General features: G+C 71.5%; 31 protein-coding genes. 15 read left to right on the top strand and 16 right to left on the bottom strand.

Annotation, left to right across the window (positions count from 1 at the left end; translation table 11 throughout):
* Nucleotides 1-93 precede the first annotated feature (93 nt).
* On the top strand, nt 94-522 hold the full coding sequence (locus ACLQ21_RS06600) for a hypothetical protein (protein WP_425662470.1): 429 nt from the start codon (nt 94-96) through the stop codon (nt 520-522).
* A 101-nt stretch (nt 523-623) separates the two neighbouring features.
* Nucleotides 624-1,076 carry a hypothetical protein gene (locus ACLQ21_RS06605; protein WP_425662471.1) on the top strand — a complete coding sequence of 151 codons (453 nt, stop codon included), beginning with the start codon at nt 624-626 and terminating at the stop codon, nt 1,074-1,076.
* Nucleotides 1,077-1,117: 41 nt separating this feature from the next.
* Here ACLQ21_RS06605 and ACLQ21_RS06610 read toward each other — a convergent pair whose 3' ends face one another.
* Nucleotides 1,118-1,963, bottom strand: coding sequence for a hypothetical protein (locus tag ACLQ21_RS06610; protein WP_425662472.1), 846 nt, complete (start codon nt 1,961-1,963; stop codon nt 1,118-1,120).
* A gap of 334 nt (nt 1,964-2,297) precedes the next feature.
* The gene (locus ACLQ21_RS06615; RefSeq protein WP_425662473.1) at nt 2,298-2,720 is read right to left on the bottom strand and encodes an OsmC family peroxiredoxin; all 423 of its coding nucleotides are present in this window, start codon (nt 2,718-2,720) and stop codon (nt 2,298-2,300) included.
* 99 nt (nt 2,721-2,819) lie between these two features.
* Here ACLQ21_RS06615 and ACLQ21_RS06620 point away from each other — a divergent pair, with 99 nt between their 5' ends.
* A complete protein-coding gene (locus tag ACLQ21_RS06620; RefSeq protein ID WP_425662474.1) occupies nt 2,820-3,191 on the top strand; it encodes an FKBP-type peptidyl-prolyl cis-trans isomerase in 372 nt (123 codons plus the stop codon).
* A 146-nt stretch (nt 3,192-3,337) separates the two neighbouring features.
* Here ACLQ21_RS06620 and ACLQ21_RS06625 read toward each other — a convergent pair whose 3' ends face one another.
* Nucleotides 3,338-4,681 (bottom strand): FAD-binding oxidoreductase, encoded by a 1,344-nt coding sequence (locus tag ACLQ21_RS06625; protein WP_425662475.1) that lies wholly within the window; start codon nt 4,679-4,681, stop codon nt 3,338-3,340.
* Complete coding sequence (locus ACLQ21_RS06630) at nt 4,678-5,223, bottom strand: histidine phosphatase family protein (protein ID WP_425662476.1); 546 nt, start codon at nt 5,221-5,223, stop codon at nt 4,678-4,680. Before ACLQ21_RS06630 ends, ACLQ21_RS06625 begins: the two co-directional genes overlap by 4 nt.
* A 92-nt stretch (nt 5,224-5,315) precedes the next feature.
* On the opposite strand from ACLQ21_RS06630, the gene ACLQ21_RS06635 reads away from it, so the two are divergent.
* From ACLQ21_RS06635 to ACLQ21_RS06650, 4 genes are all read left to right on the top strand, one after another.
* Nucleotides 5,316-5,834, top strand: coding sequence for a methylated-DNA--[protein]-cysteine S-methyltransferase (locus tag ACLQ21_RS06635; protein WP_425662477.1), 519 nt, complete (start codon nt 5,316-5,318; stop codon nt 5,832-5,834).
* Complete coding sequence (locus tag ACLQ21_RS06640) at nt 5,831-6,295, top strand: RNA polymerase sigma factor (protein ID WP_425662478.1); 465 nt, start codon at nt 5,831-5,833, stop codon at nt 6,293-6,295. Before ACLQ21_RS06635 ends, ACLQ21_RS06640 begins: the two co-directional genes overlap by 4 nt.
* Complete coding sequence (locus ACLQ21_RS06645) at nt 6,288-6,902, top strand: methylated-DNA--[protein]-cysteine S-methyltransferase (RefSeq protein WP_425662479.1); 615 nt, start codon at nt 6,288-6,290, stop codon at nt 6,900-6,902. The genes ACLQ21_RS06640 and ACLQ21_RS06645 overlap by 8 nt, the downstream gene beginning before the upstream one ends.
* A gap of 78 nt (nt 6,903-6,980) precedes the next feature.
* A complete protein-coding gene (locus ACLQ21_RS06650) occupies nt 6,981-7,898 on the top strand; it encodes an asparaginase (protein WP_425662480.1) in 918 nt (305 codons plus the stop codon).
* Here ACLQ21_RS06650 and ACLQ21_RS06655 read toward each other — a convergent pair.
* Genes ACLQ21_RS06655 through ACLQ21_RS06665 form a run of 3 tightly spaced genes read right to left on the bottom strand, consistent with a single transcriptional unit; the run spans nt 7,895 to nt 9,828 of the window.
* Nucleotides 7,895-8,539: a hypothetical protein gene (locus ACLQ21_RS06655; protein ID WP_425662481.1), complete on the bottom strand. Its 645-nt coding sequence runs from the start codon at nt 8,537-8,539 to the stop codon at nt 7,895-7,897. The two genes, ACLQ21_RS06650 and ACLQ21_RS06655, sit on opposite strands and share 4 nt — an antisense overlap.
* A gap of 52 nt (nt 8,540-8,591) precedes the next feature.
* A complete protein-coding gene (locus ACLQ21_RS06660; protein ID WP_425662482.1) occupies nt 8,592-9,278 on the bottom strand; it encodes a hypothetical protein in 687 nt (228 codons plus the stop codon).
* Nucleotides 9,262-9,828 (bottom strand): helix-turn-helix domain-containing protein, encoded by a 567-nt coding sequence (locus ACLQ21_RS06665; RefSeq protein ID WP_425662483.1) that lies wholly within the window; start codon nt 9,826-9,828, stop codon nt 9,262-9,264. Before ACLQ21_RS06665 ends, ACLQ21_RS06660 begins: the two co-directional genes overlap by 17 nt.
* A 102-nt stretch (nt 9,829-9,930) precedes the next feature.
* On the opposite strand from ACLQ21_RS06665, the gene ACLQ21_RS06670 reads away from it, so the two are divergent.
* The gene (locus ACLQ21_RS06670) at nt 9,931-10,743 is read left to right on the top strand and encodes a CPBP family intramembrane glutamic endopeptidase (protein WP_425662484.1); all 813 of its coding nucleotides are present in this window, start codon (nt 9,931-9,933) and stop codon (nt 10,741-10,743) included.
* Nucleotides 10,740-11,696: a CPBP family intramembrane glutamic endopeptidase gene (locus tag ACLQ21_RS06675; RefSeq protein ID WP_425662485.1), complete on the top strand. Its 957-nt coding sequence runs from the start codon at nt 10,740-10,742 to the stop codon at nt 11,694-11,696. Before ACLQ21_RS06670 ends, ACLQ21_RS06675 begins: the two co-directional genes overlap by 4 nt.
* A gap of 19 nt (nt 11,697-11,715) precedes the next feature.
* Here the strand turns inward: ACLQ21_RS06675 and ACLQ21_RS06680 are convergent, their stop codons facing one another.
* Complete coding sequence (locus tag ACLQ21_RS06680; protein ID WP_425662486.1) at nt 11,716-12,408, bottom strand: type 1 glutamine amidotransferase; 693 nt, start codon at nt 12,406-12,408, stop codon at nt 11,716-11,718.
* A gap of 73 nt (nt 12,409-12,481) precedes the next feature.
* On the opposite strand from ACLQ21_RS06680, the gene ACLQ21_RS06685 reads away from it, so the two are divergent.
* A complete protein-coding gene (locus tag ACLQ21_RS06685) occupies nt 12,482-13,243 on the top strand; it encodes an alpha/beta fold hydrolase (protein ID WP_425662487.1) in 762 nt (253 codons plus the stop codon).
* Nucleotides 13,244-13,435: 192 nt separating this feature from the next.
* Here ACLQ21_RS06685 and ACLQ21_RS06690 read toward each other — a convergent pair whose 3' ends face one another.
* Together ACLQ21_RS06690 and upp are read right to left on the bottom strand one after the other, a co-directional pair.
* Entirely contained in the window at nt 13,436-14,173 is a 738-nt protein-coding gene (locus ACLQ21_RS06690; protein WP_425662488.1) for a winged helix-turn-helix domain-containing protein, read from the bottom strand.
* A 417-nt stretch (nt 14,174-14,590) separates the two neighbouring features.
* On the bottom strand, nt 14,591-15,229 hold the full coding sequence (gene upp / locus ACLQ21_RS06695) for a uracil phosphoribosyltransferase (RefSeq protein WP_425662489.1): 639 nt from the start codon (nt 15,227-15,229) through the stop codon (nt 14,591-14,593).
* A 50-nt stretch (nt 15,230-15,279) separates the two neighbouring features.
* Between upp and tadA the strand changes: the two genes are divergently transcribed.
* Nucleotides 15,280-15,741, top strand: coding sequence for a tRNA adenosine(34) deaminase TadA (gene tadA / locus ACLQ21_RS06700; protein ID WP_425662490.1), 462 nt, complete (start codon nt 15,280-15,282; stop codon nt 15,739-15,741).
* A 72-nt stretch (nt 15,742-15,813) separates the two neighbouring features.
* Here the strand turns inward: tadA and ACLQ21_RS06705 are convergent, their stop codons facing one another.
* Together ACLQ21_RS06705 and ACLQ21_RS06710 are read right to left on the bottom strand one after the other, a co-directional pair.
* Complete coding sequence (locus ACLQ21_RS06705) at nt 15,814-16,230, bottom strand: hypothetical protein (protein ID WP_425662491.1); 417 nt, start codon at nt 16,228-16,230, stop codon at nt 15,814-15,816.
* Between the two features lie 32 nt (nt 16,231-16,262).
* The gene (locus tag ACLQ21_RS06710; RefSeq protein WP_425662492.1) at nt 16,263-17,225 is read right to left on the bottom strand and encodes a cation diffusion facilitator family transporter; all 963 of its coding nucleotides are present in this window, start codon (nt 17,223-17,225) and stop codon (nt 16,263-16,265) included.
* A gap of 63 nt (nt 17,226-17,288) precedes the next feature.
* On the opposite strand from ACLQ21_RS06710, the gene proC reads away from it, so the two are divergent.
* On the top strand, nt 17,289-18,113 hold the full coding sequence (proC, locus tag ACLQ21_RS06715; RefSeq protein ID WP_425662493.1) for a pyrroline-5-carboxylate reductase: 825 nt from the start codon (nt 17,289-17,291) through the stop codon (nt 18,111-18,113).
* A gap of 1 nt (nt 18,114) precedes the next feature.
* On the opposite strand, the gene ACLQ21_RS06720 is transcribed toward proC, so the two are convergent.
* Genes ACLQ21_RS06720 through ACLQ21_RS06730 form a run of 3 tightly spaced genes read right to left on the bottom strand, consistent with a single transcriptional unit; the run spans nt 18,115 to nt 20,606 of the window.
* The gene (locus ACLQ21_RS06720; RefSeq protein WP_425662494.1) at nt 18,115-18,504 is read right to left on the bottom strand and encodes a YchJ family protein; all 390 of its coding nucleotides are present in this window, start codon (nt 18,502-18,504) and stop codon (nt 18,115-18,117) included.
* A gap of 10 nt (nt 18,505-18,514) precedes the next feature.
* Entirely contained in the window at nt 18,515-19,186 is a 672-nt protein-coding gene (locus ACLQ21_RS06725) for a potassium channel family protein (RefSeq protein WP_425662495.1), read from the bottom strand.
* The gene (locus ACLQ21_RS06730; protein ID WP_425662895.1) at nt 19,179-20,606 is read right to left on the bottom strand and encodes a TrkH family potassium uptake protein; all 1,428 of its coding nucleotides are present in this window, start codon (nt 20,604-20,606) and stop codon (nt 19,179-19,181) included. The genes ACLQ21_RS06725 and ACLQ21_RS06730 overlap by 8 nt, the downstream gene beginning before the upstream one ends.
* A 131-nt stretch (nt 20,607-20,737) precedes the next feature.
* On the opposite strand from ACLQ21_RS06730, the gene ACLQ21_RS06735 reads away from it, so the two are divergent.
* The 3 genes from ACLQ21_RS06735 to ACLQ21_RS06745 all read left to right on the top strand — a co-directional run bounded on the left by ACLQ21_RS06735 (nt 20,738) and on the right by ACLQ21_RS06745 (nt 22,073).
* Nucleotides 20,738-21,439, top strand: a complete 702-nt coding sequence (locus ACLQ21_RS06735) for an ArsR/SmtB family transcription factor (RefSeq protein ID WP_425662496.1) — start codon at nt 20,738-20,740, stop codon at nt 21,437-21,439.
* A 126-nt stretch (nt 21,440-21,565) separates the two neighbouring features.
* Complete coding sequence (locus ACLQ21_RS06740) at nt 21,566-21,664, top strand: 30S ribosomal protein bS22 (RefSeq protein WP_021011861.1); 99 nt, start codon at nt 21,566-21,568, stop codon at nt 21,662-21,664.
* Nucleotides 21,665-21,809: 145 nt separating this feature from the next.
* A complete protein-coding gene (locus tag ACLQ21_RS06745; RefSeq protein WP_425662497.1) occupies nt 21,810-22,073 on the top strand; it encodes a glutaredoxin family protein in 264 nt (87 codons plus the stop codon).
* 144 nt (nt 22,074-22,217) lie between these two features.
* Here ACLQ21_RS06745 and aspS read toward each other — a convergent pair whose 3' ends face one another.
* A complete protein-coding gene (gene aspS, locus ACLQ21_RS06750; protein WP_425662498.1) occupies nt 22,218-23,525 on the bottom strand; it encodes an aspartate--tRNA(Asn) ligase in 1,308 nt (435 codons plus the stop codon).
* Nucleotides 23,526-23,557 lie beyond the last annotated feature (32 nt).

Raw genomic sequence — 23,557 nt, forward strand, 5'->3', positions numbered from 1 at the left:
GGACGTCCGCCTATGTCACGCAGATCGAGGATGCGCGGCCACGCGGTGACGGATGCCGTTGCGTCCGGGCCCTGCTGCGGTGATGATGAGCACATGAGCGAGACTCACCACGCGACCGAGCTCGAGCGAGACGTCACCGAGCGTCGCGAGTGGGGCTTCGGGTTCCTCGTGAGTGCTGGGCTGGCCGCGTGGGTGCTCTCCGGTCCCTTCGGCTCATCGGGTGGCGGTGGCGGCGGCGGTAGCGCCGACGAGCCGGCGTGGTCGGTGGTGATCGAGGTAATGCCCGCCGTGCAGGGAGCCGTCGTCGGCATGATCGCCCTCGCCTGGATCGTCACGCAGTGGCGACGGCATGATCGCGAGCTCGTGGCTCGGGTGCGCGGGCTCGTGCTCGCGACGGCGTGGAGCCTTGTCGGCGTCGCCCTCGTCGGCTCGTACGCGGCGCTGTTCTGGTTCGACGCTCCGTCGGTCGCCCCGCCGGTCCTCTTCTTCCCGCTCGAAGCCGTCGACGCGCCTTCGCGCTGACGAGCGGCGGGCCGGCATCTCGGCGCCCCGTCATGCGACACTCGATCTCGAGCGACGAGCACCCAAGCGCGGCCGCCCGATCGTCCTCTGAAAGGCCGCTGATGCATCGCACCCTCGGTTCGCTCGCCCTCGCCGCAACCGCCGCGGTGGCGCTCTCAGGCTGCGTGATCGCGCCGCCGGGATCCGACCCCTACGGCTTCGGCTTCGTCGGCGGATCAGCGCCCTACGGCTCGGGCTACGACGAGTTCGACCCGGCGGTCGAGGAGCGTTGGCAGGACGAGAACCGAGCCTGGGAGCTCGACTTCGCCGAGTCCGTCGCCACCGAGCTCGCGGCCGCCGGCTCGCCGCTGGCGCCCGCGGAGGGCGAGTCGCTCGAGGTGTTCCGGCACGTCGTCGTCGGCGTGGGCTACGAGTGGTGCGATCGCCTCTACATCGATGAGGGCAGGATGGGCGATGCCGGCGAGCACGCCGAGCAGGCCGAGCGGTACGGGTGGACGGCCGAGGAGTACCGCATCGTCGTCGAGGCGGCGGAACCCGAGCTGTGCGGGTACTGATCGGCAGGTAGGCCTCGCGCGATCGGTGGAGCGCTGTCTCGCTACGTTGTCGCACGCTCTCGGGCACTCCGAGATTGCGAGCGTGCGAACGTCAGCATCGCCGTGAGGCTGAGCGCCACGACCACGAGCACCATCACCATGGCGACCAGGGCACTCGCGTCCCCACTCGCGAGGATCAGCAGCATGGCGGCGACGATGCTCGACCCCATGAGCACGGAGAACCAGAGCGCGGGCACCGTCAGCATCGAGCCGGAGCCGTGTCCACGCAGCGTGAGCACACCGATGGCGATCATCCCCGGCAGCACCACAGCCAGATCGATCACGTGGACCGGATTGACGACGAGCCCGGCCAGCTCGAGGCTCGCCGGCACCCGGCCGGTGACGGCGGCGGGGATGAGCTCGCTGAGCCAGAGCAGCGCGAAGAGGCAGCCGATGCCGACCAGCGTCCACCCGGCGAACGCGCGCGCCCCGCCGCGCGCGGCTCGTCCGGGCTGCAGTGCGGGCCACGCAGCGAGAACCGTGTAGAACACGAGGCCAAGCACCGCCACGTAGACGAGGAATAGCCGGCCGAGGTGCACAGCGAAGGCGTAGACGACGTACGCGTACAGCAGGTAGAGCAAGGTGCCCAGCCAGAGCTCGGCAGCGCGGGACGAGCCGGCGCGCATCCTGACGGCACTCGCGACGAGCACGACGACCGCCGCCAGGTTCCCGATGTCCTGGCCCTTCGCCTGCAGGCGCCAGTTCTCGGTCTCCAACCGGTAGGGCCACTCGGTGAGCAGGCCGAGCAGGCTGGCGATGGCGACGAGCACGGCGATGATGACGGACGCGACCAGCAGCGTGAGCGCACGACGACCCGGCGCGGGCGTGGGGGACTCCCCGTGCAGCATGGCGGGAGCCTACCGATGACGAGCGCGTGCTGCGAGGGCCGGCGGACGGGAGTCGACGCATCCGCCCGGGACGCAGAACGGCCGCGGGCCGACTCGGGGAGTCGACGCGCGGCCGCTGGATGCGACGAGTGGTTTAGATGTCGTCGTCGCCCATGATGATGTAGTCGTCGCCCATGATGATGTAGTCGTCACCACGGCGGGTCGGAAGGCTGATCGAGGGCTGCTTGAACTTCATGATGCTCCTTGTGAAGGCGGGTGGACGGGGGTTCGCCTGCTCTTTTTATAGAGCAAGATCAGCTTTTCCGCTACTGCAAAGTTTTACCTACGGCAAACCTCAGGCGTCGAGGCTGGCGGAGTCGAGCTGGATCTCCACGCCTGCCAGCGCCTGGGAGACAGGGCAGCCGGCCTTGGCCTGCTGGGCGTAGTCGAGGAACTGGTCCTGGTCGATGCCCGGCACGACACCCGAGACGGTGAGCACGCTCGTCGTGACGCCCTTGCCCGCGACGAACGAGACCTTCGCCGAGGTGTTCAGCGTCTCGGGGGAGTGCCCGGCCTCCTCGAGCGTGTGCGAGAGCGCCATCGCGAAGCAGGAGGCGTGCGCGGCAGCGAGGAACTCCTCCGGAGTGGTCGCTCCGCCCTCCTCCGCGCGGGCCTTCCAGGTGAGGTCGAAGGTGGAGCCGGTGCCCAGCGTCGTCGTGCCGGAGCCGCTGCCCAGTCCGCCGGTCCAGCTGGTGCTCGCGTTCGAGGTGATGGCCATGGTGGTCCTCCTTGATGTCGCGTCGGCGCCGTCGTTGCCGACCTGCTCAGGCTACGCATCTCGGCTGACCGGCGACAGGGCTCGTGCTTTGATGGATGCATGAGTGAGAAGCCCCAGATCGATGCCCCCGAAGGTCCCGCACCCGCAGAGCTCGAGATCACCGACATCACCGTCGGCGACGGAGAGGAGGCGGTGTCGGGCAAGCAGGTCAGCGTCCACTACGTGGGCGTCACCCACTCGGGCGGCGAGGAGTTCGACGCCTCGTACAACCGCGGCGCCCCGCTCGAGTTCCCGCTCGGGGTCGGCATGGTCATCAAGGGCTGGGAGCAGGGGATCGAGGGCATGCGCGTCGGCGGTCGCCGCAAGCTCGTCATCCCGCCGCACCTCGCCTACGGTGCCCAGGGTGCCGGCGGCGTCATCGGCCCGAATGAGACGCTCATCTTCGTCTGCGACCTGGTCGCGGTGCGCTAGCGACCGCTCCCGCGCCACCGGTTGAGGGTTTGCGTCCGAGTGCAGGTCGACTCGGACGCAAACCCTCGACGTGCTTGCGGGGCGTGTCGACCGGTTGAAGGTTTGCGTCCGAGTGCAGGTCGACTCGGACGCAGACCCTCGACGTGCTAGATCGCCTTGCCCGGATTCAGGATGCCCAGCGGGTCGAACGCCGCCTTCACCGCATGCTGCAGCGCGAGCTGCCGCTCCCCGAGCTCGTCGACGAGCCAGCGCCGCTTGAGGATGCCGACGCCGTGCTCGCCCGTGAGCGTGCCCCCCATCGCGATCCCTGCCTCGAAGACCTCGTTCGCGCACGCCCAGATCGCCTCCGACGGCTCGGTGCCGTCGAAGACGAACGTCGGGTGGAGGTTGCCGTCGCCCGCGTGGGCGGTCGTCGCGAGCCGCACCCCGTGCCGCGCGGCAGCCTCGTCGCACGCGCGGAACATGTCGGCCATCCGCGACCTCGGCACCGAGACGTCCTCCACCAGCACGGTGCCGAACGACTCGAGCGCGAAGTGCACCTGCCGGCGCACCTGCACCAGCACATCCGACCGCCCCGCATCGGCCGTGCGCTCGACCCGCCCGCCGTGCGCGGCGAGGATCTCGGCCACCACCTCCGACGTCGCCTCCGCCCCGAGCTCGTCGGTCTGCACGAGCACGAAGGCGCCCATCATCGGCTGGCCCGTGTAGGCGGCGAGCATCGAGACCGCGTCACGGCCCACGAGCTCCATGATGGCCGGACGGATGCGCGCGGCCGTCACCGCGGTGCAGGCGGCGGCCGCCACGGCCTCGTCGTCGAAGAATGCGCCGACCGTCCACACGCCGCCCTCGGGCAGCGGGCGCAGCTTGAGGGTCGCGCCGACGATGATGCCGAGCGTGCCCTCCGAGCCGATCAGGAGCGCCGTGAGGTCGAGGCCCGTGACGCCCTTCACGGTGCGATGGCCGGTCGAGATGAGGCTGCCGTCGGCGAGCACGACGTCGAGCGCGAGCACCCACTCCCGCGTCACCCCGTACTTCGCGCACAGCAGCCCGCCCGCGTTGGTGGCGATGTTGCCGCCCACCGACGAGATGGCGCGGCTCGCCGGGTCGGGAGGCCACCACAGGCCGTGGGTGGCGAGGAGGTCGTTGAGCTCCGCGTTGCGGATGCCCGGCTCGACCCGGCAGGACTGGTCGACGACCGACACGTCGAGCAGTCGCCGCATGCGGTCGACCGAGACGACCAGCTCGCCGCCGCCCGCGATGGCGCCGCCGGCCAGGCCGGTGCCGGCCGCGCGCGGCACGACCGGCACGCGGTGCTCGCTCGCCCAGCGCAGCGCCGCCTGCACGTGCGAGGCGTCCTCCGCCTCGACGATGGCGAGCGGTGCCGCGATCGAGCGGTGTCCCGACTTGTCGGCGCGCGCGATGTCGAGGGCGGCGGCGTCGGTGACGAGCGCGTGGGCGGGGAGCGCGGCCCGCAGCGCGTCGAGGCTCACTTGCGCACCAGCCCGTCGACGAGCTGCCAGGCGCCGGGCACGCCCGCGAACCGCACGGAGTGGGCGTTGTCGGGCGTGCGCGTCTCGATGCCCGTGACGTGGTCGGCGAAGGCGCGGATGAAGGTGCCATGCGTGACGATGACGAGCGCGTCGACCGGGTTCCGCGCCGCGACCTCGTCGACGGCCGCGACAGCGCGGCGCTGCAGGTCGTCGAAGTCCTCCTCGCCGGGCCAGTCGGTGCCGAAGCGCTCGACCGCCTGCTCCTTCGTCAACCCCTCCGCCTCGCCGTAGGCGCGCTCGATGAGGCTCGCATACCGGCCGCTGACGTCGAGGCCGAGCGTCGCCGCGATGATGTCGGCGGTGACGGCCGCGCGCTCGAGCGGCGACGACACCACGGCATCCCACCGATCATCGGCGAGCAGCCGCGCGGCGGTGTGCGCCTGCGCGATCCCGGTCTCGTTCAGCGGGATGTCGCTCGTGCCCTGCAGCTTCCCGTCGCGGTTGAAGTCGGTCTGACCGTGGCGGACGAGGGCGATCTCCATGGTGAGAGCCTAGGGCGGCGGGGGCGCGATCCATCCACAGGCTCACATTCCGGGGGCCCGACGCGTTGGCTGGGTATGAGAGGAATGCGGCCATGATCCACACCATCATCGATAGCCCCATCGGCCCGCTCACGCTCGTGCGCGGCGACTGGGGCATCACGGGCGTCTTCATGCCCGACCACCGTCCCGCGCCCGACGACGCGGCGTTCGGCGCGCGCGACGACTCGGCCTTCGCGGATGCGGTGCAGCAGTTCGGCGAGTACTGGGCGGGGGAGCGCAGGGCGTTCGACCTCCCGCTCGATCCGGCGGGCAGCCCGTTCCAGCAGCGCGTCTGGCAGGCGCTGCGCACCATCCCCTACGGCGAGACGCGCACCTACGGCTGGATCGCCGCATCGCTCGGGCAGCCGACTGCCGTGCGGGCGGTCGGCCTCGCCAACAGCCGCAACCCGATCTCGATCGTCGTGCCCTGCCACCGCGTGGTCGGATCGACGGGCAAGCTGATCGGCTACGCCGGGGGAGTCGAGCGCAAGCGCTTCCTGCTCGATCACGAGCGCGGCGCGGGGCTCGGCGGCATGGGGCTCGGGGGCTCCGGGCTAGATTCGGTCGCGTGACGCGTGCGCCGTTCGAGACGATCGTCGCGCTGCACGGCGCGAGGGTCTGGCGCGTGTGCCGGGCGCTCCTCGACGAGGTCGACGCCGACGACGCCTGGAGCGAGACGTTCCTCGCCGCGCTCGAGGCGTACCCGCGGCTCGCGCACGATGAGCGAGTGGAGGGCTGGCTCGTGACGATCGCGCATCGCAAGGCGATCGACGTGCTGCGTCGCCGCTCGCGCCTGGTGGTGGGGGAGGTGCCCGACCGGCCGGTGCCCGCAGCGACGCGCGATCTCGACCTTGCTCGAGCGCTCTCGCTGCTGCCTGCCCGGCAGCGCGAGGCGGTGGTGCTGCACCACCTCGGTGGGCTGCCGTTCGCCGAGGTGGCGGCGACGCTCGGCTCGTCGGCGGATGCGGCCCGTCGCGCGTCGTCCGATGGCGTGCGTCGCCTGCGCGAGCTGATGGGAGTCACCGATGCCTGAGCTCGACCTCGCTGGTGCGCTGCCCGAGCCGCCGCTCGACGCGCTGCGCGCGCGGCTCGCCGATCGAGCGGCAGAGGAGGGGCTGCTCGACGTGGCCTACCGGTCGCTCGACACCGACGTCGGCACGCTGCTGCTCGCCGCGACCCCGGCGGGCCTCGTGTCGGTGACGTTCGACGGCGCCGAGCCGGAGGCGACGCTCGAGCGGCTCGCGATCGCCATCAGCCCTCGCGTGCTGGAGGCGCCGAAGCGACTCGACGCCGCGGCGCGTCGGCTCGACGACCTCATCGCGGGCCGCGCCCGCGCGTTCGACGGCCCGCTCGACCTCGCGCTCGCGCGCGGCTTCGGGCGCAGCGTCGTCGAGCGGCTCCGCGAGATCCCATACGGCGAGACGCGCAGCTACGCGCAGGTCGCCGCGGCGGCGGGATCGCCGCGGGCGGTCCGCGCGGTGGGCTCCGCCTGCAGGCGGAACCCGCTGCCGATCGCGGTCCCGTGCCACCGGGTGGTGCGCAGCGACGGCGGGCTCGGCGAGTACGTCGGCGGCGTGGCCGCGAAGCGGCGGCTGCTCGACGTCGAGGCGGCGCAGTCGCCGCCCGCGTCCGCGGGATGATCTCGATACGCGGCCGGGCTGCGCCCGGCAGCTACTCGATCAGCGGGGGAGACGCCGCCGCCCACTACCGTTGAGCCCGTGCCTTCCACCGAGCTCCTCGCCGTCGTCGAGCGCGACGGCTTCACCGAGTCCGAGCACCGCGGCGTCGCCGTCCTGGTCGACCCCGGCGGCACCGTGATCGAGGCGCACGGCGACATCCACGCGCCGTTCCTGGCGCGCAGCGCGCTCAAGCCGCTGTACGCCGCCGCGCTCCTCGACGCCGGGCTGCTCGAGCTGGCTCCCGCGCACGCGGCGCTCGCGAGCGCGAGCCACTGGGCCGACCAGGAGCACATCGACACCGCGCAAGCGATGGCGACGCGGCTGGGCGTCACCGAGGATGCGCTGTACTGCCCGCCGATGAAGGCCCCGGACGGCACGCACCGGCGGTTCGCCCACATGTGCGTCGGCAAGCACATCGCGCTGGCCGCATCCGCTCGCGCTCTGGGCACCTCGGCGGACTACTGGTCTGACGACCACCAGCTGGCCTCGGTGCTGCGCGAGGGGATCGCGATCGCCGCGAGAGAGCCGATCACGGCCTTCGCGCACGACGGCTGCGGCGCGCTCGTCTTCCCCACCTCGCCGGTCGGGCTAGCTCGGGCGTTCCGCGGGCTGGCGCCCGACGCGATGGGCGGCGGCCGCGAGGTGGGCGACGCCATGCGCGCGCATCCGACCCTCATCGACGGCGCCGGCAGACCCGACGCCGTCGTGATCGCCGAGACCGGATGCGCGACGAAGTTCGGCGCGGAGGGCACGCAGGCGATCGTCGCGCCGGACGGCACGACCGCGGTCGTGAAGGTCGCCGACGGCGCCCGGCGCGCGGGGGCGCCCGTCGCGCTCGCGCTGCTCGAGCGCGCTGGCGCGGTTCCCGCTGGCACGGCGGATCGGCTCGCGGAGCCCCTGGGGCTCGTGCAGATGAGCGCCGACGTGCCGGTCGGGCGACTCCGCCCCGTCGTCTAGGCGGGAACGGCGGCGCCGTCCGCGCTCGCGAGCGTGGGCTCGCTCGCCCTGCTGGCCCCCAGGATGAGCACGGCGGCCTCGATCCCGAGGGCCAGCAGCGGCCCGTGCGGGAAGTAGCCGAGCGCGAGGGTGCCGGCGACGAGCACGAGCAGCGTCGCCCCGAGCAGCAGCCGCACTGCCAGCGGCCAGCCGCGGGCAGTGACTGCCGCGAGCACGCCCGCGAGCCCGACCCCGACGAGCAGCGGGCCCTCCGAGCCCCACAGCCAGTGGAGCAGCGATGACTCCGGCGTGCCGAGATAGCTCAGCGGGCTCACGACCGCTCCGGCGAGCACCGCAACGAGCATGACGATGCCGCCCCAACCTGCGCGTCGGAGGTCCGGCAGCAGCGCGATCCCGATCGCGAGGAACGAGAGGCCGGCGAGCGCGCCGAACACGACGTACGGGTCCTCGACGGCGGCGCGCACCGAGCTCCAGGGCTCCGCGCCGCTGAGCGTCGCCACCCACGGCCACGACCAGTCCGCCGCGACGAGTGGCAGCGAGAGGAGCGCCCACGCGCCACCCACGAGCGCCAGGGCGGCACGCCACGGGCGCGACCGCGTGATCGCGGACTCGCGCTCCGGTGCGCTGGACGCAGGGGCCATGCCCCTTGATAGCAGAACGGCGTCCGTGATCTCGAGGCGCACCTCCGCGCGTTCAGCCCGCCGCGAGCAGCACGCCCGCCGCGAGCGCGATCGCCGCCACGACGGCGAACGCGCCTTCGGCCCATGCGAGATGAGCCTTGGCGAATTGCGCCATCAGCATGTTCACCACCGAGTGCGCCGGCAGCGTCACGAGCACGAGCCACGGCTGCGCGAGGAGCAGGAGCGTAAAGCCGGTGTGCAGGGCGGTGGCGCTCACTCGCTCGAGCACGCCCCAGACGGGATGCTGGGCGCCGAGCATGCCCTGGGCGGCGAGGAGCTCGCGCGCCTCCACCGACTTCGGGTCGTCCTTCGTCATGAGCCCCGCGATGGCGAACCCGTTCACGACGATGAGCAGCACCTCGATCGTGGCCCAGCCGAAACCTGCCCACACGGCGTCCTCGAACGAGCGCAGCGCGACGAGCACGAGTGCGAGGCGCACGAGCTCCTCGGCCGGGCCGGAGAACCAGCCGACGATCGTGGCGGCGCGCGAAGGGCTGGTGGAGCGTGCCGCGATGAGGGCGACCGGCTGCCGCACGACGAGCGCCAGCAGCCAGCCGGCGGCCCCCAGCAGCAGCGGCAGGAGCGGCGGGGGCCCGACGAGCGTGAGGGCCGCGAGCCCGAGCACGACCGGAACGGGCAGCACGGCGAGGGCATTGCGGCGCATCTTGGCCGCGAGGCGGTCGTCAGCGGTCAGCGTCATTGCGGTCTTCTTCCTGTCGGGTGATGGGCATGGTGACGGTGGCGAGGAGTCGTGGGGCGCGGTCCGGGGACGGCTCGTTCTCGAGCCGAGCCGCGAGCACCGCCCGCAGCTCGGCGAGCATGTCGGTGAGCTCGTCGCGAGTGAGGTGCAGCACGTGCTCCCGGTACCCCACACCGTCGCGCTCGACATCGATCTCCTCCCGATCGAGGTATGCGCCGTACTCGCCCATCAGGCCGGCGGCGAACGTCGCGAAGTAGCGGAAGTGGTCGTCACGGCTCGCCTCCGCGAGCTCTGCCGCGCTGATGATCGCCTCGCCTGCGAGCCCGTAGGTGCGCTCGACCGCGCCCCGCAGCGGACGCTCCTCGACCACGGCGAGGATCCCCGTCTCGTGCAGCAGCGCGACGTGGCGGTACATCGAGGCCTGCGAGACGTCCGGCATCGCAGCCAGTAGCTCCTTCGCCGTCTGCGGCCTCTGGGCGAGCGCCCGCACGATGCGCATCCGCTGGGGATGCAGGATCGCGTCTGCTCTGGATGCCTGTCTCATTCCCATAGTTGAGAATGTTACCAGATGTGGTTACATTCTCAATCGCGAGAATGCACTCGCCGCCCGGCATTAGAGCCGTGCGTCCGCCCGATCAGAGAGAGCCCCGACATGCCCCGTTCCGACCGCAGAGCGCTCATCGCGTTCTTCCTCACCACCTTCGTCCTGTCCTGGGGCGTCTGGGGCACCGCCCTCGCCCAGCAGCTCGGGATGCTCGACTGGCGACTGCCCGGCGACCCGCTGTCGTACCTGGCGATCACCGTCGCAGCCGTCTCCGTCAGCATCTGGGTCGGCGGCAAGCGGGAGCTGCGCGCGCTGCTCCGCCGCATCACGATCTGGCGGGCGCATCCCAAGTGGTACCTCGTCGCCCTGCTCGCGCCCGCGGTGCCGGCGCTCGGGGCGATTGCGGTGCACGGTGCCGCCGGCGGCGTCCACGACCCCGGCGCGCTCGTGCCGCTGACCGCGGTCGCGCCGCTGCTCGCGACGCAGATCCTGCTGCACCTGCTCACCGAAGAGCTCGGCTGGCGCGGCTTCGCGCTGCCTCGGCTGCGCGCGCGCTTCGGCCCGCTCGCCGCGAGCCTCGTGCTCGGTCCCATCTGGGCGGCGTGGCACATCCCCCTGTTCCTGCTGAGCGGCAGCCGTCAGAGCTATCCCTTCGTCGGCTTCGTCCTGCTCGCCGTCTCGATCACGGTCATCATGACCTGGATCTTCGACCGCACGCGCGGCAGCGTGCTCATCGCGGCGCTGTTCCACGCCGCCATGAACACCTGGTGGGCCGCGACCAACGTGCTGTGGGGGGACGAGGCGCTCTTCTGGGTGTTCGTCGCACTCACCCTGGCGACAGCAGCCGGCGTGCTGATGCTGGAGCGCCGTACCGCGCGCCGCACCGACTCGGCGGAGCCGATCGCGGCGGTGGCCCGATGACGCGGTCCACGCGCGGAACGGGGCCATCGCGACGCGCGCTCGTCACCTTCCTCACCATCGCATTCGGCTGGGCGGCGGTCGTCGGCGCGTGTCTGCACCTGACTCGCACGCCGCTCGACTCGATCCAAGGCATCGTCGTGATGGCACTCCTCTACATGCCGTCGCCCTTCGTCGCCGCTGTGATCGCCGAGCGGGGGAGCCGGTGGGACCGCTTCAGGCTGCCGCGTCGCGGTGTGCGGCCGGTGCTCGGCTTCCTGTTGGCGCCGGTCGCCGCGGTGCTCGCCTTCGTCGGGCTCTACGCCGGTGCGCAGCTCCTGGGTGGGAACCTCCTCGGCATGCCGGCGCTCGGCGGGCTGGCGACGACGGAGGCCGAGCTCATGGTCGGTGCCGCGCGAGTGCTCGGCCAGGCGGCAGTCGACAGCGCCGGCACGCCGCCGCCGCTCGCCGTGCTGCTGCTCGTGACCCTCTGGGGAGCGGTCCTCGCCGGCTGGACGATCAACGGCGTGGTCGGCCTCGGCGAGGAGTACGGCTGGCGCGGTCTGCTGTGGGATGCGCTGCGTCACCTCGGAGCGGTGCGCGCCAACCTGGTCATCGGCACGGCCTGGGGCCTCTGGCACGCACCGATCATCGTGCAGGGCTACAACTACGGCGACCCGCTGCTCGGCGTGCCCGCGATGGTGCTGTTCTGCATCGCGATGTCGTTCGTGCTCTCGGCGATCCGGGAGGCGACGTCGAGCGTGCTGCCGGTGGCTGCTGCCCACGGCATGTTCAACGCCTTCGCACCGATGTTCCTCATCGCGGCGCCGGATGCCGCGCCTGTGCTCGGTGGCCCGCTCGGGCTCCTGGGGGCGGCGGTGCTGCTGGTGATCGGGGCAGCGGCATGGGCGTGGCTGCGCTCCCGACGCGGCAGCGCTGCAGGCATCACGCCGCGGACGGAGGCGATCCGCGCATGAGCGCAGCGCGGCGCGGCGCTCACGGGAGTCGGGCCGCGCACGCCTCCGCGAACGCGCCGAAGCCCCGCTCGACGACGCCCAGCAGCGTCGGGTCGGTCGCGAGGTGCCTGCGCCACTCGGCCACCGCATCCGCACTGCGCAGCTGCGACAGCGTCGGTGACGCCACCGAGTCCCACAGGCGCATCACGCGATCGTCCGCCTCGAGGTGGAACTGCATGCCCACCGCCGAGCCGAGGCGGAACGCCTCGTTGGCCACCGTCGCGCTCCGTGCCAGCAGCGTCGCGCCCGGCGGCAGCGACACGACGTCGTTGTTCCAGCGCATCGCGCCGACCGGGCCGACGTGGCCGCCGAGCCACGGGTCGGGCTCGAGCACGTCGATCTCGATGATCCCGACCTCGTCCACGGCAGCCTCCCGGTGCTCGCCGCCGAGCGCCCGCCCGAGGATCTGGTGCCCGAGGCACAGCCCGAGCACGGGGATCTCGGCGTCGATCGCACGCAGCGCGAGCTCGGCGGTCCGCGTGAGCGACGGATGCGTCGCCTCGTCCGCGGCGCTCATCGTGCCGCCGGTGATGACGATGCCCGCGATCTCGTCGAGCGGCGGGAGCTCCGCGGGGAACACCGCCTCGCGTGTCGGCAGGTGCGAGACCAGCCTGGTGGCGTGCCCGCCCGTCTCGTATTCGATGTGCTTGATGAACAGGACGGAACGTGGCAACGCGGCCCCTCTCTCGGATGTGCGTAGCCTATGACCGGCGGGATGCGCCCTGCCGCGCACCAGGAGGAGCAGCATGACCGTCTTCGCGATGGCCCCGGACGGAGCCCGCATCGCCCTGCACGAGCTCGGTGACCCCGATGGCGCGCCGGTGCTGCTGATCCACGGCTTCTCGTCGAATGCGCAGCGCAACTGGATCGACACGAGGTGGGGCGACGCGCTCGCCGAGGCGGGGCTGCGCGGCATCGCGATGGACCTCCGCGGCCACGGCGAGAGCGATCGGCCGTCGACCGGTTACACCGTGCCGCACTTCCTCGATGACGTCGACGCGGTGCTCGAGCAGCTCGCGCTCCCAGAGGCGCCCGGCGGCATCGGCTACTCGATGGGCGCTCGGCTGCTGTGGCGGCATGCGGGCACGCGTCCGCACGCGTTCGGCGCGCTCGTGCTGGGCGGGCTGCCCGCCGGCGACCCGTTCGAGCGGTTCGACGCCGAGCTCGCGCACCGGGCGCTCCGCGACGAGGCGGAGCCGGGCGAGATGGAGTCGTTCGTCGTCGAGCTCGCCGGCATCTTCCCCGAGCACGACCCGGCCACGCTCGTGACGCTCGCGGGCGAGGTCTCGCACACGCTGTTCGACCCCGAGCTCGCGCCGCCGTCGGTGCCGACGCTGCTGATGACGGGGGAGAAGGATCGGCGGGCCAGCGACACCCGCGAGCTGCTGCCGCTGCTGCAGGACGGTCGCTTCGAGGAGATCCCCGGTCGCAACCACGTGAACGCGCCGGTGGCAGGGTCCTTCCGACGCGGGGCGACGCGGTTCCTCGCCGAGCGGCTGCGCGGCTGACGGGCCCTCGGTGACCGGCCAACCACAGCGTTCTCACAGGCGGCTCTGGGTCGCTTCGTTACCGCTCCGTTATACGTTGTTCGCACGTCGCCCGTAGTGCTGTGGCGGTCGACGGAAGCGAAGGCGAATGCCTCGCTTGGTGCAAGGGACTGGGGCCGGTCGGGAGAACCCGATCGGCCCTCTTGCGTCCGCTCAGAAGCGGTCCGGGCTGGGGCCCGTCGCCGTCGCGAGCACCGTCACGTCGGCGTGCCGGTCGAAGCGGTAGCCCGCACCGCGCACGGTGCGGATGATCTCGGCGTAGTCGCCCAGCTTCGAGCGCAGGCGGCGCACGTGCACGTCGATCGTGCGCTCGTTGGGGCGGTTCTCGTCGTCGGCGTCCCAGAGCGCGTCGATGATGGCGCAGCGGCCGACGGTGGATCCCTCGCGCAGCACGATGTGCTGCAGCAGCTCGAACTCGCGGTAGGTGAGCGGCGCGACTTCGTCGCCGATCGCGACGCGCTTGCGGGTCAGGTCGATGACGATGCCGGGGTTCGACTCGGCCACGGGCTGCTGCACCGCGGGGTCCTGCAGGGCGCGGCGCACGACGTCGACGTCCCGGCCGCCCGCGCCGGCCGGGGCGAGCGCGACCGCGGCGTGCGTCTCCGCGCTCGGGGCCAGGCGCGAGGTCAGGGCGCGCAGCTCGCCGACGAGGCGCGCGAGCTCGATGTGGTCGGCGGCGGCGGCGTCCTCGCCGAGGCCGACGTAGAGCACGAAGCCGCGGGCCTCGGTGCCGTCGGGAACGGGTCGGACGGGTGCGGGTCCAGCGGATGCGCTGCGCGGCGCGGGCTGCGGAGCCACGGCCCGCTTCGGCGCGAGGGCCGAGGAGCCGTCGAAGCGCGGCGTCTCGAGCGAGGGGCGGCGGGTGCGGGTGGGGAGAGCGGTGATGGTCATGGGAGGGCCTTCCGGCGTGCGGTCAGCGGCTGCGCCTCCCGCCGGAGCGGGTGAAGGCGATGAGAGCCGCCGACTCGGCGTGCGACGGGACGAAGGGTCCCGAGGCACAGGGTGTCGAGGTGTCATGTGCGAACCGCGGAGGGTTCGGGGATCGCTCTCGGGGCTGCTCAAGCCCGAGGGAGGCGACGCGCTAGCGCGTCAGCGTGCCTCTGGAGCGATCGGACGGTGCGAGCGACGCTCAAGCACACATTCGACGCATGGCCACCATCGGCATCATCATGCCGGTCGTCCGCTCGGCCGCGAAGACGGTCGGGAGGGCAGTGGTGGTGGTCATGCCAGTCAGTATCCCGGCTTGGAGCGCACGATGTCAAACAACGCTGTCGGCGGATGTGACGAAGTATGACCGCGGGACGGGGCTCAGTCGCCGACGGTGCCGTACAGCCGGTCGCCCGCATCGCCGAGGCCGGGAACGATGAAGCCGTGCTCGTTCAACCGCTCGTCGAGGGCGCCGAGCACGATCGTCACGTCGTGGCCGTCCATGTCGCGCTCGACGCGCTCGATGCCCTCCGGCGTGCCCAGCAGGCAGATGGCGGTCACGTCGACCGCGCCGCGGTCGAAGAGGAACCGCATGGCCGCCGACAGCGAGCCGCCGGTGGCGAGCATCGGATCGAGCACGAAGCACTGCCGGTCGGAGAGGTCGTCGGGGAGGCGCTCGGCGTACGTGTACGGCTCGAGCGTCTCCTCGTTGCGCGCCATGCCGAGGAAGCCGACCTCGGCGGTCGGCACGAGCGTGGTCATGCCCTCGAGCATGCCGAGGCCCGCGCGCAGGATCGGCACGACCAGCGGTCGCGGCTCTGCGATCTCGACGCCGGTCGTCGTCGTCACCGGCGTCCTGATCTCCTTGGGCGTCACGCGCACGTTGCGGGTCGCCTCGTAGGCGAGCAGCGTCATGAGCTCCTCGACGAGCGAGCGGAACGTGGGGGAGGGCGTGCGCTCGTCCCGCAGCACGGTCAGCTTGTGCGTGATGAGCGGGTGGTCGGCGACGTGGACTCGCATAGGGTTCAGGGTAGTGGGCGCAGGCACGGGCGCCCGACGGAGGAGTGCGGATGCGGCATGCGGCTCGCGACGAGGCGCTCATGCGGCTCGCCCTCGACGAGGCTGCGGCCGCCGCCACCACCGCCGACGTGCCGGTCGGCGCCGTCGTCGTCGACGCATCCGGCACCGTCATCGGCACGGGGCGCAACGAGCGCGAGCTGCGCCACGATCCGACCGCGCACGCCGAGGTCGTGGCGCTGCGGGAGGCGGCTGCGCGCGTGGGGTCGTGGCGGCTCGACGGATGCACGCTCGTCGTCACGCTCGAGCCGTGCGTCATGTGCGCCGGGGCGATCCTCGCGAGCCGGGTCGAGCGGGTGGTGTTCGGCGCGTGGGACGACAAGGCCGGCGCGGCAGGCAGCGTCGTCGACGTCCTGCGCGAGCGGCGCCTGCCGCACCGCGTCGAGGTCGTCGCGGGCGTGCTGGCCGCCGAGGCCGAGGCTCAGCTGCGCGCCTTCTTCGCCCCCCGCCGCTGATTTCTCAACGTCGCGGGTGGTAGCGCAGGCGCTATGCGGCGCTGTCCGACCACCCGCGACGTTGAGGGTCTTTCAGCGCCAGAACACCGCGATGAGCAGGTTCACGGCGGCGAGCCCGCCGGCGGTGTGGAAGAACGGCCCGAGCTTGCGCTCGACCTCGAGGTTGCCGACCGAGACGGCGCCGCCGGTGGTGAGGCGCGCCTTCTCGGTGCGGATGGCGCGCTGCCGCAGGAAGCCGATGAGCGCCGCGACGAAGACGACCACGGCGACGAGCGCCTTGATGCCGAGCTTCGCATGGTTGACGTCGCCGTCGCCGGCCATGGCGAGGCCGTAGAGCCCGATGCCCGACGCGAGCTGGATCGATGCGCCGATCAGCAGGATCGTGAAGTGGTAGCCGGCCTTCGCCCGCATCTGGATGATGAACGTGCCGATGAGCATCGACAGGCCCACGAGGTGGGCGGCGAGCAGCAGCGAGTGCAGGAACTCCATGCAGACAGCCTACACAGCCGGGATGTGCCCGCTCAGTTGCCCGACTGGATGACGATGTGGTCGGTCGAGGGCGCGGTCTCGGGCTGCTCGACGTACAGGTCGGGCTCGATGTAGATGACCCGCGCGTGCGGCACCTGAGTGCGGAGGTCCGCCTCGAGGTCGTTGATCGTGCGCGCCACGTGCTCGATGTCGGACTGCGGTGGGAAGGCCACCTTCGCGGCGACCATGAGCTCGTCCGGCCCGAGGTAGAGGGTCTTCATGTGGATGATCGACTCGACGCCCTTGTTGCCGTTGAGCACGGCGGCGATGGTCGCGGTGTCCTCGCGGGTCGCACCCTCGCCGATGAGCAGCGACTTCATCTCCACCGCCAGGATCGCGGCGACGGCGATGAGCAGCACGCCGATGCAGAGCGTACCGATCGCGTCGAAGAGCGGGTTGCCGGTGAGGGCGGTGAGGCCGACGGCCACGAACGCGAGCACGAGGCCGACGAGGGCGGCGAGGTCCTCGAGCAGGATGACCGGCAGCTCGGGGCTCTTCGACTTGCGGATGAACGCCCACCACCCGGCCTTGCCCCGCACCTGGTTGGCCTCCTTGATGGCCGTCCGGAACGAGAAGCTCTCGAGCACGATCGCGATGCCGAGCACGAGCAGCGGCAGCCAGATGATGTCGAGCTCGTGCGGGTGCTGGATCTTCGAGATGCCCTCCGAGATCGAGAACAGCCCGCCGACCGAGAACAGCACGAGCGCGACGATGAAGGCCCAGACGTAGCGCTCCCGCCCGTAGCCGAACGGGTGGTCGGGGGTCGCCTGCTTCTTCGCGAGCCTGCCGCCGAGCAGCAGCAGCAACTGGTTCCCGGCGTCGGCGACCGAGTGGATGGCCTCGGCCAGCATCGATGCGGACCCGGAGAAGAACCAGGCGATGAACTTGGTGATGGCGATGCCGGTGTTCGCGAGGAACGCCGCGACGACTGCCTTCGTACCGTGGGATGCGCTCACGAGCGGGAGTCTACAAGTGCACGTCGGGAGCATGCCGACGCCCGTCGTGGATAGCCTGGCCGCATGGCTGCGACCCTCCCTCCCATCGCGATGCTCGGTGTCGGCTCGATGGGCGGTGCGATCCTGACGGGCCTCGCCCGCCATGGCGCGGAGCGCATCGCGGTCACGAACCGCACCGCCGAGAAGGCCGCGGCCATCCGGCTCGACGGCGTCGAGTCGATCGCGCTCGCCGACGAGCCCGACGGCAACGCCCGCGCAGTGGCCGGCGCGAGGCTCGTGGTGCTCGGCGTGAAGCCGGCCGGCATCGTCGACCTCGCGCGCGAGATCGCTCCGCACCTCGAGGCGGATGCCGTGGTCGTCTCGATCGCGGCCGGCACGACGACCGCGTCGATCGAGGCGGTGCTGCCCGCGAGCGTCGCGGTCGTGCGCGCGATGCCGAACACCCCCTCGCACGTGGGTCTCGGCGTGACGGGCGTCGCGGGCGGAAGCCGCGCATCCGCCGACGATGTCGCGCTCGTCGCGCGCGTGTTCGAGGCGGTCGGCGAGGTGATCGTGCTCGAGGAGTCGCAGATCGACGCGCTCTCGACCATCTCGGGCTCAGGCCCCGCCTACGTGTTCCTGCTCATCGAGGAGCTGACCGGCACGGCGGAGCGGATGGGCTTCACGCCGGAGCAGGCAGCCACCATGGTGCAGGGCACCTTCCGCGGCGCGAGCGAGCTGCTCGCCGCCGACGGCGCGGCTCCGGCCGAGCTGCGCCGCCGCGTCACGAGCCCGAAGGGCACCACGGAGCGCGCGGTCGCGGTGCTGCAGGAGGCCGGACTGGGCGACGTGTTCGACCGGGCGACCGCTGCCGCGCTCGCGCGAGCGCAGGAGCTCGCGGTGGGCTGAGTCAGGCGGCGTCGCCGCCGACGTACTGCCAGCCGTTGTCGCGGCGGAAGCGGCTCACCTCGCGCATCGAGCCGCGCTGCCCCTCGGCGACCCAGTGCGCCTCGAACGTGACGGTGCCCTCGCGGTCGAAGGGACCGCCACCGCTCGAGCCGTGGATGTCGAGGCGCAGCCAGCGGATGCCGGGGTCGAGCTCGAGGGATCGCGGCCGGGTCGAGGGGTGCCACGACGCGAGCAGCCAGTCGACGTCGCCGAGCGCGAACGCCGTGAAGCGCGAGCGCATGAGCGCCTCCGCGGTCGCGGCCTCGCGCTCGCCGCGATGGATGGGCGCGCAGCACTCCCCGTAGGGGAGTCCGGTGCCGCACGGGCACCGCTTCGCGTCGTCGATCGTCACGGGCACTCGGTCACGCGCCGAGGCCGGCGAAGCGCTCGATGTCGTCCTGGTTGCCGGAGACGATGATGAGGTCGTGGTTCGAGACGATCGTCTCGGGCGTCGCGTACGTGAACTCGCCGCCGGGACTCTTCACGCCGACGACCGTCAGGTGGTACTTCGAGCGGATCTTCGACTCGGCGAGCGTGACGCCGCGGATGTGCTTCGGCGGGTACATCTTCACGATCGCGAACTGGTCGTCGAACTGGATGTAGTCGAGCATCCGCCCCGAGACCAGGTGCGCGACCCGCTCGCCGGCCTCCGCTTCGGGGTAGATGACGTGGTTGGCGCCGATGCGGCTGAGGATCTTGCCGTGCGACTGGCTGATGGCCTTCGCCCAGATCTGCGGGATCCCCAGGTCGACGAGGTTCGCGACGATGAGCACCGACGCCTCGATCGAGGAGCCGACCGCGCAGACGGCGATCGCGAAGTCCTGCGCGCCGACCTGCTTGAGCGCGTCGATCGAGCGCGCATCCGCCTGCACCGTGTGCGTCAGCCGCTCCGACCACTTCTGCACGAGGTTGATGTCGCCGTCGATCGCGAGCACCTCGCGGTCGAGGCGGGCGAGCTGCCCGGCGGTCGCGGCGCCGAAGCGGCCGAGTCCGATCACGAGCACCGGGGCGTCGTGGGGGATCCTGTCAACCAACGATCGGCCTCTCCTCGGGGCGTGTGAACAGCTGCGTCGTCTGGCTCGCCGCAAGCGCCGCCGCGAGCGTCACACTACCGATGCGCCCGACGAACATGGTCAGGGCGAGGATGACCTTGGCCGGGTCCTCGAGCCCCGAGTGTGTGAAGCCCGTCGACAGTCCCACCGTCGCGAAGGCGCTGATGACGTCGAACAGCACGAACGACAGCGGCGCGCCGGTGATCTCGAGCAGCACGATCGTCACACCCGCCACGATCGTCGCGCTCCACAGCGTGACGGAGACGGCGAGGCGGAGGACATCCGACGGGATGCGGCGGCCGAACGCCTCCATCGACTTGCGGCCGCGCGCCTCCGCGATGGCGGCGAGGAACAGGATCGCGAGCGTCGTGACCTTGATGCCGCCCGCGGTCGATGCCGAGCCGCCGCCCACGAACATGAGCATGTCGGTCACGAGCAGGCTCGAGTTGTGCAGCAGGCCGAGGTCGTTCACCGAGAAGCCGCCGGAGCGCGCCATCGACGACAGGAAGAAGGCGTGCAGCAGCTGCTGACCGAAGTCGTCGGTGCCCCAGGAGTCGGCGTTGCCCCACTCGAGCACGAGGAAGACGAGCCCGCCGGCCAGGAAGAGCATGAGCGAGACCGAGATCGTGAGCTTCACGTGCAGCGACCACTGGCGTGGGCTGCCGATGTTGCGCAGCAGCACGAAGTACACCGGGAAGCCGAGCGAGCCGATGAAGACGCCCAGCATGAGCACGATGAGGAACCACGGGTCGGTCGCGAACGGCTCGAGCCCCTCGGGGGTCGGCACGAAGCCCGAGTTGGTGAACGCCATGAAGGACCAGTAGGTCGCCTCGTAGAGCGCCTGCAGCGGGTTCTTGCCCTCGAGCAGGATGCGCGGGTACAGCAGCACGATCAGCGCGGCCTCGAAGACGAGGACCGACAGCGCGACCGTGCGCAGCAGCGCGCCGACCTCGCCGAGGCGGATGGCCTGAGACTCCTTCACGACGCCGCGGCGCACGCGCGACGGGTTGGAGTCACTCGCGGCCATCAGCTTCTGCCGAAGGCCCAGTCGGCGGGCGACCGTCAGGCCGAGGATCGACGCGAGCGTCAGCACCCCGATGCCGCCGACCTGCACGCCCAGCAGCACGACGGCGTTGCCGAACGGGCTCCAGTGGGTGGCCATGTCGACGACCGTGAGACCGGTGACGCACACGACGCTCACCGCTTGGAAGAAGGCGTCGACCGGCGCCGTCGGCTCACCGCTCGCGGTCGCCCAGGGCGTGGAGAGCAGGAGCATGAACAGCACGTTCATGGCGGCGAACACCATGATCGCGAATCGCGCGGGGTAGGAGCCGGCGAAGCGGTCGATCGCATCTCTCGACCGACCGGGCAGCGTCGCTGCTCTCGACGACCGCTGGTCCACCACGTGCCGTGCCTCTCGTGGGAAGGGTGCGCCTCGGGGCGGCGCAGGACGGGCCAACTGTAGTCCTCTCTGTCGCGAGCCGATCGCGGGCTGGTTTGTCGCGGCTCGTCGTGCGCTGGCATGCTTTGCGCATGGCCGACATCTTCACCGTCATCGCGGACAGCACGCGACGCGACATCCTCAGCGTCCTGCTCGAGCGTCGCGCGACGACGGGCGAGGCGAGCGTGAGCCAGATCGTCGACGCGCTCGGCGTGCCGCAGCCGACGGTCTCGAAGCACTTGCGCACGCTGCGCGACGCCGGCCTCGTCACCGTCCGCGAGGACGGCCAGCACCGCCACTACGCGATCGTGCTGACGCCGTTCGACGAGGTCGACGACTGGTTGATGCCGTTCATCTTCGCCGAGGGCGACCAGGACGACTCGACGCTCGGCGCCGCCGCCTTCGCCGCGTGGGCGGGCGTCAACGTGCAGGCACCGCTGCGGGCCGCAGCCGATCAGGCGCGCATCGCAGCCGAGCAGGCGCGGGTCGCTGCCGAGCAGGCGCTCGCGCGCGTCGCCGGCAAGGTCGAGCACCCGGCGCCCGTGGGCGCATCGCTGGGTCGCCGCGCGGCCGAGAGCGTGCACGACGTGCAGGAGCGCGTCCAGGAGGCCCGCGACCGCATCCATGACGTGCAGGAGCGGCTCGTCGAGCTGCAGGCGCGCGCCTCCCAGCGCTTCGACGACGCTCGCGTCAAGATGCGCCGCGACGACCTCCCGGTCGGCGAGGACGGCGCGGAGCATGCGCTCGACGACGGCCGCAGCGCGCGCGACCAGGACGACGCACGGCTCGACTGACCCCGCCGGAACCGGCGGCATGCGGCGGTGGCCGGGATTCCGCTAGAATGCCGAGAGCGTTTTCCCTGCGCTGGTCACAGATCGCGCAGATCGACCAGCAATCCCGATCGGAAGTGAGGAACCTCTATGGGTTCTGTGGTGAAGAAGCGTCGCAAGCGCATGGCGAAGAAGAAGCACCGCAAGCTGCTTCGCAAGACGCGCCACCAGCGTCGCAACCGCAAGTAGCGCGGTGGAGCTGGGGGCGGAGGCCCTTTCGGGCCTCCGCTGCGACCCCAGCGCCGAGGCCCGTCTCGGGCCTCGGTCTGATTCGTACCGTGAGCCGGGACCTGCAGCTGCAGGCTCCCGGCTTTCGCATGTCTAGGCTTGGCGCATGGTCGAGATCACCCTGATCGGCAAGCCCGGATGCCACCTGTGCGACGAGGCCCGCCCGATCGTCGAGCGAGTGGTCGCGTCGTACCCGGAGGCGACGCTCACCGAGCTGTCGATCCTCGACGACCCCGCGCTCGAGGCGCGCTGGCACGACGACATCCCGGTCGTGCTCATCGACGGCCGGCCGCACTCCGCCTGGCGCGTTGACGAGGCGAAGCTGAGTGACCGCATCCGCGCCCGCCTCCACGACCCGGGCGTCGAGTAGCCGCCGCCTCTTCCGCTGGTTGAGCCGGTCCGGGCGCGCAGCGCCCTGACCGTGTCGAAACCAGCCCCAGTAGCGAACTGCCCGGTTTCGACACGCTCAGCGCGCTTCGCGCGCGGAGCGGCTCAACCGACGGGTGGGAGCGGCTTACGGGGTGAGGCGCGTCGGGCCGCGGAAGAGGTACGTCGACTCGCGGATCGAGCCGAGGCCCAGCATGAGCATGACGACGCGGGCGAGGCCCATACCGAAGCCGCCGTGCGGGGGCGTGCCGTAGCGGAAGAAGTCGAGGTACTCCTCGAGCTCCGCCGGATTCATGCCCTTCTCGACGATCTGGGCTTCGAGCACGTCGATGCGGTGCTCGCGCTGCGCGCCGGTGGAGATCTCGACCCCGTTGTAGATGAGGTCGTACGAGTTCGTGATCGAGCCGTCGCCCTCCGGGCGCAGGTGGTAGAACGGCCGCACGCCCGACGGGTACTCGGTGACGAACACGAAGTCGTGCCCCATCGTCTCCTTGACATGGGCAGAGATCTGGCGCTCGGCCTCGGGGTCGAGGTCGCCGTCCTCGCGCTCGATGCGGTGGCCGCGGGCCTCGACGATGGCCTTGACCTCGGCGTGCGGGATCCGCGGGAAGGGCAGGGCGGGCGTCTCCAGCTGGATGCCGAAGTGCTGCTCGATCTCGGCGCCGTGGCGCTCGACGACGGCCGCGACCGCCTTCGCGAGCAGCTGCTCGTGCAGCTGCATGACGTCCTCGTGGCTGTCGATCCACGAGATCTCGCTGTCGATCGAGGTGAACTCGGTCGCGTGCCGGCTCGTGTACGAGGGGTCGGCGCGGAAGGCCGGGCCGATCTCGAAGATCTTGCCGAAGCCGGCGGACTGCGCCATCTGCTTGAACAGCTGCGGCGACTGCGCGAGGTACGCGGTCGTCTCGAAGTAGGGCACCTCGAACAGCTCGGCGCGCGACTCGGAGGCCGTCGCCATGAGCTTGGGCGTGTGGAGCTCGATGAACCCCTCGTCGATCCAGTGCTGCCGCATCGCGTGCTCGATGGTGGTCTGCACGCGGAAGATCAGCTGCGCCTCGGGGCGGCGCAGGTCGAGGAAGCGCCAGTCGAGCCGCTTGTCGATCGACGAGTCGTCGGCGATCGGGCTGTCCTTCGCGACCGACTCGACCGTCAGCGAGCGCACCTTGACCTCGAGCCCACCGAGCTTGACGCGCTCATCCGCCTTGAGGTCGCCCTCGACGGTGACGAAGGAGCCGTGCATGAGCCCGGAGATGGTCGCGGCGGTCGCCGCCGTCTCCTCGTTGACGGGGTTGACGAGCTGCGCCGATCCCGACTCGTCGCGCAGGATGACGAACTGCACGCGCTTCTGATCGCGCACCGTCTCCACCCAGCCCTGCACCTTCACGGGGCCGTCGGGGAGCGATGCGAGGTCATGGATGAGGGTGCGAGAAGTCACCCGGCGATCCTACCGGCCAGGCGTGCGGGCCC

It is taken from the genome of Agrococcus sp. DT81.2, assembly GCF_049844935.1.
Classification (GTDB): Bacteria; Actinomycetota; Actinomycetes; order Actinomycetales; family Microbacteriaceae; genus Agrococcus.

Coding starts and splice junctions, on each gene's coding strand:
- ACLQ21_RS06600 (WP_425662470.1), top strand. CDS start 94: ATGAGCGAGACTCACCACGCGACCGAGCTCGAGCGAGACGTCACCGAG.
- ACLQ21_RS06605 (WP_425662471.1), top strand. CDS start 624: ATGCATCGCACCCTCGGTTCGCTCGCCCTCGCCGCAACCGCCGCGGTG.
- ACLQ21_RS06610 (WP_425662472.1), bottom strand. CDS start 1,963: ATGCTGCACGGGGAGTCCCCCACGCCCGCGCCGGGTCGTCGTGCGCTC.
- ACLQ21_RS06615 (WP_425662473.1), bottom strand. CDS start 2,720: ATGGCCATCACCTCGAACGCGAGCACCAGCTGGACCGGCGGACTGGGC.
- ACLQ21_RS06620 (WP_425662474.1), top strand. CDS start 2,820: ATGAGTGAGAAGCCCCAGATCGATGCCCCCGAAGGTCCCGCACCCGCA.
- ACLQ21_RS06630 (WP_425662476.1), bottom strand. CDS start 5,223: ATGGAGATCGCCCTCGTCCGCCACGGTCAGACCGACTTCAACCGCGAC.
- ACLQ21_RS06635 (WP_425662477.1), top strand. CDS start 5,316: ATGATCCACACCATCATCGATAGCCCCATCGGCCCGCTCACGCTCGTG.
- ACLQ21_RS06645 (WP_425662479.1), top strand. CDS start 6,288: ATGCCTGAGCTCGACCTCGCTGGTGCGCTGCCCGAGCCGCCGCTCGAC.
- ACLQ21_RS06655 (WP_425662481.1), bottom strand. CDS start 8,539: ATGGCCCCTGCGTCCAGCGCACCGGAGCGCGAGTCCGCGATCACGCGG.
- ACLQ21_RS06660 (WP_425662482.1), bottom strand. CDS start 9,278: ATGACGCTGACCGCTGACGACCGCCTCGCGGCCAAGATGCGCCGCAAT.
- ACLQ21_RS06665 (WP_425662483.1), bottom strand. CDS start 9,828: ATGGGAATGAGACAGGCATCCAGAGCAGACGCGATCCTGCATCCCCAG.
- ACLQ21_RS06670 (WP_425662484.1), top strand. CDS start 9,931: ATGCCCCGTTCCGACCGCAGAGCGCTCATCGCGTTCTTCCTCACCACC.
- ACLQ21_RS06675 (WP_425662485.1), top strand. CDS start 10,740: ATGACGCGGTCCACGCGCGGAACGGGGCCATCGCGACGCGCGCTCGTC.
- ACLQ21_RS06685 (WP_425662487.1), top strand. CDS start 12,482: ATGACCGTCTTCGCGATGGCCCCGGACGGAGCCCGCATCGCCCTGCAC.
- ACLQ21_RS06690 (WP_425662488.1), bottom strand. CDS start 14,173: ATGACCATCACCGCTCTCCCCACCCGCACCCGCCGCCCCTCGCTCGAG.
- upp (WP_425662489.1), bottom strand. CDS start 15,229: ATGCGAGTCCACGTCGCCGACCACCCGCTCATCACGCACAAGCTGACC.
- tadA (WP_425662490.1), top strand. CDS start 15,280: ATGCGGCATGCGGCTCGCGACGAGGCGCTCATGCGGCTCGCCCTCGAC.
- ACLQ21_RS06705 (WP_425662491.1), bottom strand. CDS start 16,230: ATGGAGTTCCTGCACTCGCTGCTGCTCGCCGCCCACCTCGTGGGCCTG.
- proC (WP_425662493.1), top strand. CDS start 17,289: ATGGCTGCGACCCTCCCTCCCATCGCGATGCTCGGTGTCGGCTCGATG.
- ACLQ21_RS06735 (WP_425662496.1), top strand. CDS start 20,738: ATGGCCGACATCTTCACCGTCATCGCGGACAGCACGCGACGCGACATC.
- ACLQ21_RS06740 (WP_021011861.1), top strand. CDS start 21,566: ATGGGTTCTGTGGTGAAGAAGCGTCGCAAGCGCATGGCGAAGAAGAAG.
- ACLQ21_RS06745 (WP_425662497.1), top strand. CDS start 21,810: ATGGTCGAGATCACCCTGATCGGCAAGCCCGGATGCCACCTGTGCGAC.